At 68.2% G+C, this 12336-nt stretch carries 9 protein-coding genes; all 9 read left to right on the top strand.

Annotated features, from left to right (window positions below):
* Positions 1-9 precede the first annotated feature (9 nt).
* The gene (locus tag ACFYTQ_RS36690) at positions 10-2202 is read left to right on the top strand and encodes a hypothetical protein (protein WP_387370882.1); all 2193 of its coding nucleotides are present in this window, start codon (positions 10-12) and stop codon (positions 2200-2202) included.
* Positions 2199-3776 carry a hypothetical protein gene (locus ACFYTQ_RS36685; RefSeq protein WP_387370880.1) on the top strand — a complete coding sequence of 526 codons (1578 nt, stop codon included), beginning with the start codon at positions 2199-2201 and terminating at the stop codon, positions 3774-3776. Before ACFYTQ_RS36690 ends, ACFYTQ_RS36685 begins: the two co-directional genes overlap by 4 nt.
* A 175-nt stretch (positions 3777-3951) precedes the next feature.
* On the top strand, positions 3952-5352 hold the full coding sequence (locus ACFYTQ_RS36680) for an ATP/GTP-binding protein (protein WP_387370878.1): 1401 nt from the start codon (positions 3952-3954) through the stop codon (positions 5350-5352).
* 10 nt (positions 5353-5362) lie between these two features.
* Positions 5363-5842, top strand: coding sequence for a hypothetical protein (locus ACFYTQ_RS36675; RefSeq protein WP_387370876.1), 480 nt, complete (start codon positions 5363-5365; stop codon positions 5840-5842).
* The gene (locus tag ACFYTQ_RS36670) at positions 5839-7209 is read left to right on the top strand and encodes a type IV secretory system conjugative DNA transfer family protein (RefSeq protein WP_387370874.1); all 1371 of its coding nucleotides are present in this window, start codon (positions 5839-5841) and stop codon (positions 7207-7209) included. Before ACFYTQ_RS36675 ends, ACFYTQ_RS36670 begins: the two co-directional genes overlap by 4 nt.
* Before the next feature lie 59 nt (positions 7210-7268).
* Complete coding sequence (locus ACFYTQ_RS36665; RefSeq protein ID WP_387370872.1) at positions 7269-7700, top strand: hypothetical protein; 432 nt, start codon at positions 7269-7271, stop codon at positions 7698-7700.
* Positions 7697-8914 carry a DUF1173 family protein gene (locus ACFYTQ_RS36660; RefSeq protein ID WP_387370871.1) on the top strand — a complete coding sequence of 406 codons (1218 nt, stop codon included), beginning with the start codon at positions 7697-7699 and terminating at the stop codon, positions 8912-8914. The genes ACFYTQ_RS36665 and ACFYTQ_RS36660 overlap by 4 nt, the downstream gene beginning before the upstream one ends.
* Before the next feature lie 3 nt (positions 8915-8917).
* Positions 8918-10390, top strand: coding sequence for a hypothetical protein (locus ACFYTQ_RS36655; protein WP_387370869.1), 1473 nt, complete (start codon positions 8918-8920; stop codon positions 10388-10390).
* Between the two features lie 54 nt (positions 10391-10444).
* Positions 10445-11587 carry a hypothetical protein gene (locus ACFYTQ_RS36650; RefSeq protein ID WP_387370867.1) on the top strand — a complete coding sequence of 381 codons (1143 nt, stop codon included), beginning with the start codon at positions 10445-10447 and terminating at the stop codon, positions 11585-11587.
* The last annotated feature ends 749 nt before the right edge of the window (positions 11588-12336 follow it).

Below are 12336 nucleotides of genomic sequence, written 5' to 3'. Positions count from 1 at the left end.
TGACCAGTCATGCGCCCACGCCACATTCTCCACGTCCTGGTCGCCGCCCTGGTGGTGTGCGCGGGAATGACCGGGCTCGCCGCATCCGCCGATGCCGCCCCCACCCCGCCGAGCGCGCCCGCCGACCCGGGCGGGCTGCCGAAGGGATTTCCGGCCGACCTGCGGCCGTTCGTCGCCGGAACCGACGAATTCCGTTCGGGCCCGTGGTTTTCCGGTGAGTGCGCGCAGCGCGGCGGAGACGTGGGCCGCTACATCAACGACGCGATGAACGTCGAGGCCCGGCTGCTGTACTGGTCGGCCAGCGACGAGCAGAAACGCGGCATCCTGCACGCCTACGCCCCGAACGCCGGTCTCGAGAAGTATGTCGATCAAGGTGTCGAACCGCCGAAAGACGCACTGCCCCGGGTCTTTCCAGCGGGTGACGCGACATTCCATGTGCCGTCCCCGGCGTGCGCGGACGACCTGAAGCGGTGGGCGCGCATCCCGGCGTGGAACGCGTGGGGTTTCGACTGGACCTCGACTCCGGACGATCAATCCCTCACCGCGATCCGGCAGGGCACACCGGGAGCCGGCGCGGTGCCCGCCAAAATGTGGACCGACCCGTGTAGCGAGAACGGAACCTACTGCGCGCACGCGTTTTTCGTCGACTGCGCGAAGGCTGACACCGCGACCGGGGATCAGGTTCGGTGCATGGAATGGAACCGGGCCGTCGGGAACCTGTTCGCCGGAACGGCGGAGTGGATCGACCGCAACACCAGCTTCGGCGACCGGCTCGGCAAAGCGATGCTGGACGTGTACGGGCCCACGGCGGGGCCGATGGTGAAGGCGTTCGCCTGGGTAGTGAACAAAGGCTCGCAAGCGGCGCGGTTCGTGACCGACCCGCAGAGCGTGATCGACGACTGGGCCAACTCCTCCAAAGACAGTGCGGTCGACCTGAGTTCGCGCGTGCTCGACGGGTTGGCCGCGACGGGCCGGTTCGATCCGACCGCGGGCTGGTTCCTGCGCTGGTACGCGATCAGCACCGGCATCGGGGTCATGGTGATGGGAGCGATGACGCTGTTGGCGTTGTGGCGGGCGTCCGCGCGGGGGGAGACGATCAAATCCATCGCCGCGGACCTGTTCGGGTACCTGCCCGCCGGGGTGATCTTGATGCTGTTCGCGCCGATGATCGCCGCGATGCTGGTCGAGGTCGCCAACACCGGGTCCGAACAGATCGCGAAGGCGGCGGGCCCGGACATGGGCGAGATGATCACGAACCTGAAGAAGTTCACCGGCGGTCTGGCCGCGACGAATCTCGTTGGCGGAGTTCTGGTGGGGCTGGTGCTGTTTCTGCTGCTGATCGCCGGGGCGTTGGCGGTGTTCTTCGGGCTGCTTATGCACCAGGTCGCGCTGCCGTGTCTGGCGGTGGCGTCGGGGATCGGGTTCGGGATGTGGGTGCATCCGAGCTGGCGGAAGAAGGCGCTGCGGCCGGTGCTGTTGTTCATCGCGATCGTGTTCAGCAAACCGTTGCTGTTCCTGCTGCTGGCCACGCTGACCGGCACCCTCAACGCGAGCCTGACCGACAACCGCGGCGGGGACGCGCTGTCGACGCTGGCCCAGCTGTGTCTGGTGGTGGTCGCGTTCCTCGTGGCCGGGCTCGCACCGTGGTCGCTACTGCGCTACGCGCCGCTGCTGCCGTCGCGGTCCGACGCCGCCGGGTTCGGGCAATCCGGGTCGCTTTTGGCTGGAGCGGTCGGCGGCGCGGGCTCGACCATGTGGATGCGAGGACGCGGCTCGGGCAGCCGATACAGCTCGGCCCGCGTCGATCACCGCGCGAGTCAGACCTCGAGCGAGGGCACCGGCGGCTCCCAGTCCGGTGATCCGAAATGGCGCACCCGAGGCCGAAGCGACGGAAAGTCCAGCACCGAAGCAGGCCTCGGCCGAACTTTGGCCCGCAACACCTCCTCCGGGAACGAGACCACCGTCCACAACAGCACCGTGCACCAGACCGCGGGGCGCGGCACCACGAATGAACCGTCCCGGCTGCGCCGCGGCGCGACCGCCGCCGGACGGACCGCGGTCGGTGCGGGGAGACGGCTCGGATCGACAGCAGCCGCGGCGGCCACGGTGGCTGCGCCGATCGCCGCGCAGGCTGCCAGCGGCGCGCTGAACAAGGCTCGCTCGGTCGCCGAGGCCGCGCCCGGAGAGGCGGAGACCGAATGACCGCCGACGAGATGCGCACCGCGGTACTCGGTGGCGAGATCGCGCGCCGCTCCTGGCTCGGCTTGTCGCGCCCGGTTCTGGTGGCGTGGGCGGCGAGTGTCGGTGTCGCACTGGCGATTTATCTGCTCGGTGGCGGTGCGACGTGGACGATCATCGCCGCGCTCGCCCTGCTGCTCGGGGTCTTCGCCGCCACCATGGAATGGCACGACAAACCCTCGCTGGCGGCACGGCGCGCGCACAGCCTGCGGACCTGGCTGCGGCGGCGCCGCGGCGAACACATCTACCGCAATCCCCACGATCCCGCCTACGGCGACCCTGCGCTCGACCCCGGGTGGACGATGCCTCCGCCGTTGGGTGTGGCCGCGCCCTTGCCGGTCGGGGGCACTGGGTTGGACGAGATGTTCATCGTCCGTACCGCCAATCCCGGTGAGCGCGTGTATTTTTCGGTGATCCTGGCGGTCGAGGGTGTGGCCGATGGGTTGCGCGGCAACGCCGCCTACGCCGCGACCTCGACCGCGTTTGGGGTGTTCCTGGCGCAGATGGCGCGCTCGAGCAGTCATGTCCGGGGCATCCAGCTGCTGCATCGCAGCGTCCCCCACGACATGACCCGCCACATTCAGTGGGCCGCCGCGCAGGTCGCGCTCCTCGATGACGCGCGGTTGACCCCGGCGGTGGAATCCTACGGCGCTCTGGTGGATGTGATCGCGCCGCTGGCCGAGGAACATCGGTCCTTCATCGTGCTGCGCATCCCGCAAACCGATGCGTTCATGGCCGACACCGCGCGCGTCGCCCGCGCCAAGAACGCCACCACGCACGGCGCGATCGCCCAAGTGGTCCGCGACGAAACCGAACGCGCCACACGACTTCTCACCCTCGCCGGGATGGGGCGGGTCGACGTGCTGGGGGAGCGACGCGCGTGCGCGGTGAGCCGGTCGTTCCTCGACCCGCGATACAAGATCGACCGGCACCGCGACGCCACCTGGGCGAGTTGCTGGCCCAGCTACATCGGTGGAACCGACAACGTTGCTGTCGGCCCGGAGGGGCGGTGGCGGACCCGGGTGGGGTTGATCCGGCCGCGCGCGATCGAGCCGGTGCCGCTGGGTCCGTTGTGGTTAGCGCCGTTGCTGACCGGCGTCGAAGCCGACCCCGGTGACGAGGACACCGCGCCGATGCCGACCATCCGAACGCTGTCTGTGCGTATCGATTTCGTGCCCGCGCACCGTGCCCGCGCGGCCGCGCGCGGCGACGTCACTGCCGACCAGGCTCGGCGCAGCAAGGACCACCAGCGCGGCAAACTCGACGACGGGTCGGTCGAAGTCCTGGCCACCGCGTCGGACCGCCGCCGCCACGACCTCATGCCCGGCTCCGGGCACCACGGCGCGGTCTACACCGCCAGCATCGCCGTCACCGGCCGCGACCCCGACGACCTCGACCGCGCCTGCCTGCGCGTCACCGAAGCCGCCAACGACTCCGCCATCGCCGAAATCGACTGGATGACAGGCGATCACGACGTCGCCGTGTTCACCACCCTGCCCCTGGCGCGGGGACTGGCCACCACCAGCTACACCCGCTGAAAAAGGAGGTTCTCGAATGCCACACCAGCGCCACGCAATTTCTGACATGCCGCGGTTCCTCCGGATGGCCGCTCGTCCGCTCACGCACAGGCGCATTCGTCACCACCATCGAAAGACGCTGAGACACAATACGAACCAGCCGATCGCTGCGGCGGTCGAATCCAAAAGTGAGCCGATGCTCGACCGCCGTCCCGTTCCGAGGCGTCGTCGGTGGTTGGACCGCTACGGCTGGTACGAGGTCCGTGCGGAGGGTGCGTGGACCACGACCCGGCAGGCCGAAGCGTGGAACCTGGCCACCAACCGCCGCCGCACCCGCCAGGAGGGGGTGCTGGCCGGGTTGAACACTATGAGCCAGGAACTCGAGATCGTCGACGCGTTCACCGCCTACGGCACCGACACCTCCGGCATCAACGTCGTCGTCATCGGCGACATCGGCCGCGGCAAATCCTCCTGGATCAAAACCGTGTGCGTGCTGCGGCAACTCCTCGCGGGCCGCCAGGTCGTGGTCCTCGACCGCAAACCCCAGTCCGGATCCGGCGAATACACCCCGATCGCGCACGCGTTGGACGCGGCGAGTATCCGGTTCCGCATCGGCGGCAGCGACGCCTGCTTGAACCTGCTCGATCCCGCGATCAGCCGAGGCGGCGACCACGACGACGGCCTCGAAGGCGTCGTCCCCGCCGGGCAGGAAGCGCTCGTGCTGGCCGTGCTCACCGACGCCATGGGCCGCACCCTCGACGAGAAGGAGAAGGCCGCCGTCGGCGCCGCCCTCGCCGTCGTCACCACCGAATCCCGCCACCAGGGACGCGATCCGGTGATCCGCGACCTCGCGATGCGGCTGCTGCAGCCCGCGACTGGTGACTCGGCCGTGTTCGGAACACGATGGAGCGCACGGGCTTTGGAGTGGGGCATCGAGCCCGGCTTGGCGTTGCTGCGGCTCGCCGACCGGGATCTGCGCGGCCTGGTGGACGCGCCGACCAGCCCGGCTGTCCGCGACGCCCTCGACACGCATCCGCTCGTGCATTTCGATGTGAGCGCGCTGCCCACCGACGGCCCGGCGCTGCGCGTGGTGATGACGGCCGCGAACACGTGGCTGGCGAACCGGCTGGCCGCTCGCTCCTCTCGATATCAGCAGACGATCCTGGTAGTCGAGGAAGGCTGGCATGTGGCCGGGGGATCGACCGGTGAGGTGTTCCGCGCGAACCTGAAATTGTCCCGGGGGCTGGGGTTGTCGACGGTGTCGGCGTTTCATCATCCTGCCGATCAACCGGCCGATTCCCCGGCTCGCGCGCTGATGGCCGAGGCGTCGATCGTGGTGTTGTTCGGGCAGAGCCGCGCCGACGACGCCGTGGAGACGGTGCGCCTGTACCGGTTGCCCGCCGGGACCGAAGAGACCCTGATGCGGCTCGGGCGCGGGCAATGCCTGGTCAAGATCGGAAGCCGGGACCCGTTCCTGCTCACCCACATTCGCTCACCGTGGGAGATCACGCTCACCGACACCGACGCCGCGATCACCGGCGAGACACACACCCCGCCCCCGTCGACCGGTCCTCGCGAGGGGGCCGACGATGAGTAGCCGAGGCCGTATGCCCAACCCAGTCCACGGCGAACCCCTGCTGCCCGCGGGGTTGGTGTTGACCGGATACCTCGCCAGCGCCGCCCTGGTCGGGATTCTCGGCGGGGGAGTCCTGTCCGGACTCCTCATCGGAAAGGGCCTTGCTGTCCCACCGGTCGACACCTGGATCCTGATCGCTGTTCGGGCGGTGACGAACCCGACCGATCCCGCGATGGCCTGGCCGTCGAGCCTTCGGCCGGGACCGGCATGGTTGACGTGGCCGTGTGTCGTGCTGGTGGCGATCACCTGGTGTTCGGCTGTCGCGATCCTGGCCACCGAGGTCGACCACCGGTTCCGGCGCCGCCACCGCGAGGACGGGTTGGCCTGCGGCGGCGACCTGCGCCGCAACGGGCTCGATCCCCGGACCGCGGCCCGCAAAGCCGCTCGCGAATACCCGATCCTCACCGCCCGTCAGCCATCCCGGCGATTCCCCGGGCGGTGGTGGCGATGAAGTACTTCGGCTGTCGCGAAAGCTCGACCGCGGAGCTGGCGCGGGTGGCGATCGATATCGGGGTATTGCACGAGCAGCCGCGCCAGCACGTCTACCTGCAACACCGCGACGGGGTGATCGTGCACGGCCCCACCGGCGCGGGCAAAACCTGGCGTGTGGCCTGCCAACGAGTCTGGGACGCACCAGGTTTCGTGCTGGCGACGACCACCAAGACCGACCTCGTCGCCGCCACCTACGCCGCCCGTGCCGACCGCGGACAGGTCGCGGTGTTCGACCCGGAAAACCTCACCGGCTGGCCCGCCCCGCTGCGCTGGTCCGTCCTGGCCGGATGTGACGACCCCGACACCGCCATCCGCCGAGCCGACGCCCTCGCCCGCGCCATGCCCTTGGAAGGCACCCGTAACGGCGCCTACTTCGAACAGAAGGCGTCCACCCTGGTGCGCTGCTACCTGCACGCCGCGGCGGTCGCGGATTATTCGATTCGGGATGTGCGCGTGTGGGTTTCGGCGCGCACCAACCGCACGGCTATCGACGTCCTGGCTGGATCGTTGCCGGACTGGGCCAGTGAACTCGAACAGATCCTCGGCTCGGCCAGCGAATCCACCGACGACATCCTGGCCGCCGCCGCGCGGCTGCTCGAACCACTCGCCTCCCCGAAACTGCTTGCCGCCATCGACGTTCCGATCCAGGATTCGTTCGACGTGTCGGAGTTCGTGTTCTCGGGAGCGAACACGCTGTATCTGGTGTCGAAGGGCTCCTCCCGCAGCATGGCCCCGTTCGTGGCCGCGCTCGCCGCCGAGGTCCACCACCTCGCCGACCGTGCCTCGCAACGACTGCCGGGCAAACGGCTCGACCCGCCGATCCGCCTCGTTCTGGACGAGATGAACAATGTCGCGCCGATCCCGGACCTGCCGATGATCATGACCGATTCCGGCGGCAAAGGGATCAGCGTGTGGGCGTTCGCGCACAACCAGGACCAGAACGAACTGCGGTGGGGCACCGAGGGCGGGCGCGTGCTCGCTCAATCCGCGCCCGCGACCCTCATCCTGCCCGGCCTGCGCGGCGTCGACGAACTCACCGCCCTGTCGCGGCTGTTGGGGGAGCGGCGGCGGTGGGAGGCCAGCCTGCACGAAGGCAGCCGCACCTACGCCCTGCACGACGACACCGTGCTGCGCGTCGACGAAATCCGCGAACTCGGCACCGACCAAGCCCTGCTCGTCTACCGCAACGCACCCGCCATCCTGCTGCGGCTGCCCAGCGTGTGGGACGTGACGTCCTGGCGGCGCGCCGTCACCGCGTCGATGGCCGCGTTCGACCACATCGTCGACACCGGCACCATTCCGCGACGAATCCGCGAGCAGGGATGAGGTGATGGATGATGGAATACGAAGCAGCGCAACGATTGTCGCCCTCGGAACCTGGTTTGGTGTCGCGTCGATACCTCTGGCGCGACCTGGACCATGCCGAGACCGCGCTGCTGTGGCGCGAATTGGCCGAATGGACCGGCTGGTTGCGTCACCGCTACCAGCTCGGCTCACGTATCCCGGCCTGTTGGTGGCGTCACGAAGCCGTCGTCGAGGAACTCACCGCCTTGATGGCCGCGCACGAGGCCGCCTACACCTGTTCGATCGACCAGCGGGACATGCCCAGTGAGGATCCGGCCGCCTGGCACACGCAATGGTTGTGGCCCACGCTGGAGCGGCTGACCCAGATCAGCGACTTCTCCGGGTGCCGACCCACCGACTGCCGCTATCGCCGCCACCGCCAACCCACCCTCGACGGCCTTACCGACCTCATCGCCACCTACCACGCACGAGCGCACCAATCCCGCGCTACCGGCGGGGAGACGCGATCATGAGGACCCAGTACGCGCTCGGCGGGCACATCCTCGACCCGCACGACGCGCGATTCCACGACGCGCTCGCCCTCGCCCATCGCGACCGCGAGCGACCCGAATGCCTGTGCGCGCCGAGCGAAACCGGCGGCGTGCCCATGTATATCGCGCGGATCCGCGACCGCTTTCACGTCAAACGCATGCCCGGCACCGGGCCCGACCACGCGCCGGACTGCCCGTCGTGGTGCCCGCCCCCGGAGGTGTCCGGGCTGTCGGCGGTGCTCGGCACCGCCGTCTGCGACCAGCCCGACCTCGGCACCACACGGCTCGGGCTCGGATTCGCGCTGACCCGCCGCGGCACCCGCGCCCCCGACGGCGCCAGCAGCAGCGACACCGCCCCCGACACCGGCTCGCAACTGAGCCTGCGCGGACTGTTGCACTACCTGTGGGACGAAGCCGGGCTGACCCGGTGGACGCCGGTACTGGCGGGCAAACGCCACTGGGGAGTCGTCCGCGCCCGCCTACTCGACGCCGCGGAAACCAAAAGCGCCAAAGGACACCCCCTCACCGACCTGCTCTACATCCCCGAAACCTTCTCCAGCACACGCAAATCCGAGATCGCCGCCCGGCGGGCCACCGCTCTGGCCCGCCTCACCGGACGCGACGGCCAGCGCAAACTCATGCTCCTCATCGGCGAAGTCAAAGCCATCCGACCCACCCGATTCGGGCGCAGCGCCGTGATCATCAAACACCTGCCCGACTTCCCGCTGCTGCTCGACCGCGATCTCCACGCCCACCTCGAACGCACCTTCGCCACCGAACTCCAACTGCGACAAGCCCTTTCCGACAGCCATCTGATCCTTCTCGCCACCTTCACCCTCAGCCAGGTCGGCCTGGCCCTCGCCGACGCGGCCGCGATGATGACCGTGACCAGGGACTGGATCCCGTTCGAAACCGTCACCGAGTACGCCCTGATCGGTGCGCTCACCGCGCAGCGTCGCCGCTTCGTCAAATCCCTGCGCTACATGCTCGCCCACACCGCACCGATCGCCACCGCCGTCCTCGCCGACACCACACCGCCGACGGCCTGCTACATCACCGACACCCACCACCCCGCACCCGACTCCAGCCCGTTGACCCCGTGGATCTGGAACACCACCACCGCGGTCAACGTCCCGCCCCTGCCCGCCGCCGAAGCACCCGACGCGGTCGTCGACACCACTCAGCCCAGGGGATAGGCCATGGAAGACGACGATCGATGGAACTACGCCTCCCCGCACGAGGTGCTCGACGCGATGCACGCGGACTTCGAACGAACCGTCCGCCTCGACACCGCGATCGGGCACAGCCGCAGCCGAGACGAAGCGGAGACGCTGCGAGACGAGATCAACACCATCAGCTCCGCCTGGCTCGAACGCGACGAGTGGCAAACCCATTGGCGCTACCTCCAACGCGCGTACCACGAATGGACCACAGAGCCCCGGCAACTGTCCGCCTACCTCGACAGGCTCATCTTGCAGGCGCCCCTCGGCGAGGAACACCCGCCCGACGACCCCACGATCGATGTCCTGGAATTCGTGTCGGAACTCGACTGTCGCCACCGCGAGGTCGCTAGACGGCGTGCTACGCAACGTTTTTCGGGTGCTGTCGCCTACGAGGCGAGCTACGCGCGGGTCGGCGACACCGAAGCCCGCCGCATACCCGCGACCAGCTGGTGGCAGGCGCGGCACTGGCTGTCCGAGCAGGTCGCGGCGTTGCCCGACCAACAACTCCGTGTCGAGATCTCTTGTCAGGAGGTGCAATTCGGTGATCAACGCGTCGTGATGACCGCGCAGCGGATTCGGCCGACGGAACTTCTGGCCGAACTGGTCCGGTTCGACGATCTGTTGAACGCCTGGCATGAGCCGCGTGGACTGCCCTGGCTGGACGAACTGCGCGTCGATGTGCTGCTCGAGGAGTACTCGACCGCCTCGGCTGCGGCGCAGAACCCCTGGGACGTCGAGCACCGCTTCGAACATCGTCTGCGCGCCGACGATCTCCGCGATCAAATCCGGGACTTCGCCGCTCACGCCGACATCGAAGATGCCCCGCGGCGTCTCGCCGAGGCGGACGCAAACCTCGCGTCGACCAACCCCTACGCCATCGAACCTCTCGGGCGAACATGGCTCGACGACCTCGTCGACCGAGCCGCCCGACGGCTGCGACAGCACACCGACCGCGGCATCGCCATCGAGTACCCGCACCCCGGCGACCCGGCCAGCACCATCCACGCCGGATACCGCGACACCAGCATCACCACACCCTGGTACGCCGAGGAACACCTCCTCCTCACCAGCGACGGCGAAACCTGGACCCAGATCCTGCCGATCGGCAACTACGGCAGCCACCACGAGCTCGTGAACGCGCTGCGGCAACACGCCAAAGACCTGCGTCATGTCACTGAAGACGTTATAGCGCAACAGGTTCCGCTCGCTTCTCTTGCCGCGCTGCGAAGCCACGAAGACACCCTCGCGCAGCTGACCGACGACCTCGGCGTCTGCCGACAACTCCGCGCGAACGTCGCAGCGCAGCGCGCGCACCCGATTACCGCCACGCCCAGCAGAACGACCGCACCTCCCCTTCGATCGAACGCGGCGAACGAAACCCGCGACTGCGCCACCGCGCGCCGTCCTCACACCCCACGCACGCAACCACACCGCGGCCGCCACCTCTGAAACCCCCACCGCCGCGATACCGCCAGGAGGCCACACCCAAAGGAGCACCCCATCATGACGAGCACCCCCTCCCCAACCGACCAATCCACCGCCGAGGCCATCGACACCCTCCGCGCCCTGGTCGACGCACAAAACCTCCGCCAAGCCAAACGCGAACTACGCCAACTCCAACAGGGCATCGACGACCACACCTGGCTGATCATCTCCGAGATCGCCGACACCCTACGCTACAAAACCCACGCCGCCGCCCTCGCCAAACTCCGCAAACTCTGGCAACAACACGAAACCCACCGCGCACTGATCGAAGCCTGCGTCCCCAAACCCCAAGAACGGCAATACATCCCAGCACGGATGGTGGAGCGCAGACCGGCGCGCCGCGAAACCCACCCCCCACCCGGCAGCCAGATCGAGGCCTACGAAGACAAACTCGCCAAAGACGAACGCGACGACCCCGGCACCCCACGCCCCGAACTCATCGTCGACAAACACGACTACGACGAAGACGCCCTCCCCACAGCCCAGGAACAACTGTGCGTGTCGTGCCGCATCGAACGCTCCGCCGCCGACCGCTGGACCGACCGAAACCGCAACGGCCGCGGCGATGACGGCCTTTGTGGTGAATGCCGCAGCACAGGCCGCCCAGGCGTCCCCGAACTGCCCCTCGGCCACACCCGCCAACAAGCCGTCGAAGCCCGCCTCGAGTTCCTCGCCGAAACCTTCGAAACCACCTCCCGCGGCATCTTCCGCCAGGAATGGCGCCACTCCGACCCGCAAGCACGGGCGGTGATCGAACGATGGGTCCGAACCCACACCACCCCCGAGCCATCCTCGCACTCGCAACCCCACCAAGTCCCGGAGTTGAACGGCGAATGCGCGAAGTGCGGCGACTGGCGCCAACTCCGTGATTCGCTCTGCGTGGACTGCCACCCCGGATTCGGCGGCCAGAACACGCCCGCGGGAAGCGTGTTGCCAGAACCCAAAACGGAAGCGCCAGAACCAAGAAGCAAAATTCGCGCCGTCAGTCCAGTTTCGTCTTCTCCTCCTATCCGACCAGGACGGCGGACGGCTGGTGATGAACCAGTCGGTGCCGTGGCACGGGAAGCCCCGAGCGACGGACCGGCCGTCAGTACTGGTGCCCGCCGACAGATGATGCGACGGAAAGCTCCCGCTCCTGGACGTTCCCAGAGATTGAGATAGACCGATGAGTTCCTCTGCGCCACCGAAAGTTTCTCGCAGGTTCGGCTCCCCGGCAGGACACCGAAAACATGGGCAACCGGAAAACGCCTGGTCATTGTGGGTGCCTACCGGATCTAGCTGTCGGGGCGAATTCGACCGGTACTGACCAGCGGTTTTCGTGGGGGACGCTGACGCTCGAAGTAGGATTCGAGTATCCGAAGCCGAATTGACTCGTTCGACAGCTGGCCGCGTATGACAAGTTCAGTGGCCCGGGACAGCCCCGGCTCGGGCCGGTGATCGTGGGCCACCGGCGGCGGTTTTCTGCGGTCCGGAGGCTGGCGGGCACGATCATGGCTTTGTTTGCAGGGAGCGGTCCGGCTCTTCTGGCGTCGGGACGGTCAAGTCGTAACTTGTGTCCGGCTCGCTGTCACCGATGTTGGAGGGCCGGTCCGCGCCGCGAAGCCGTCACGACTATGGGGCGAGCGTCGCGCTACGGGCCCGGCCGCTGCGCTCGCCGCGGACAAGCCCTTGCCGACCTCCGCGTCGATGACGTTGTCGCAACCTCACTTCCGCAACCGTCGCGGCTGAAACCATATCGCGGTCACTCCGCTGCGGTGAAGCCGAGCAGGGTGTCGAGGTGGCGGCTGTCTTCGGCGGAAAGGATTCCGCCGACGGTGAACCGCCTGTAAGTGTTTGTGGTGGCTGGCCTGGGGCTGGCTGGCAGGGTGGTGCTGGTTCTTCAGACCGGGTGTGACTCGTGAATCGCCTGG

The organism is Nocardia sp. NPDC004068 (assembly GCF_042874315.1).
GTDB lineage: Bacteria > Actinomycetota > Actinomycetes > Mycobacteriales > Mycobacteriaceae > Nocardia.
The sequence above is the reverse complement of the archived record's forward strand: the minus strand, read 5'-3'. Positions and strand labels throughout refer to the sequence as shown.

Coding starts and splice junctions, on each gene's coding strand:
- ACFYTQ_RS36670 (WP_387370874.1), top strand. CDS start 5,839: ATGAAGTACTTCGGCTGTCGCGAAAGCTCGACCGCGGAGCTGGCGCGG.
- ACFYTQ_RS36675 (WP_387370876.1), top strand. CDS start 5,363: ATGCCCAACCCAGTCCACGGCGAACCCCTGCTGCCCGCGGGGTTGGTG.
- ACFYTQ_RS36680 (WP_387370878.1), top strand. CDS start 3,952: ATGCTCGACCGCCGTCCCGTTCCGAGGCGTCGTCGGTGGTTGGACCGC.
- ACFYTQ_RS36655 (WP_387370869.1), top strand. CDS start 8,918: ATGGAAGACGACGATCGATGGAACTACGCCTCCCCGCACGAGGTGCTC.
- ACFYTQ_RS36660 (WP_387370871.1), top strand. CDS start 7,697: ATGAGGACCCAGTACGCGCTCGGCGGGCACATCCTCGACCCGCACGAC.
- ACFYTQ_RS36685 (WP_387370880.1), top strand. CDS start 2,199: ATGACCGCCGACGAGATGCGCACCGCGGTACTCGGTGGCGAGATCGCG.
- ACFYTQ_RS36650 (WP_387370867.1), top strand. CDS start 10,445: ATGACGAGCACCCCCTCCCCAACCGACCAATCCACCGCCGAGGCCATC.
- ACFYTQ_RS36690 (WP_387370882.1), top strand. CDS start 10: ATGCGCCCACGCCACATTCTCCACGTCCTGGTCGCCGCCCTGGTGGTG.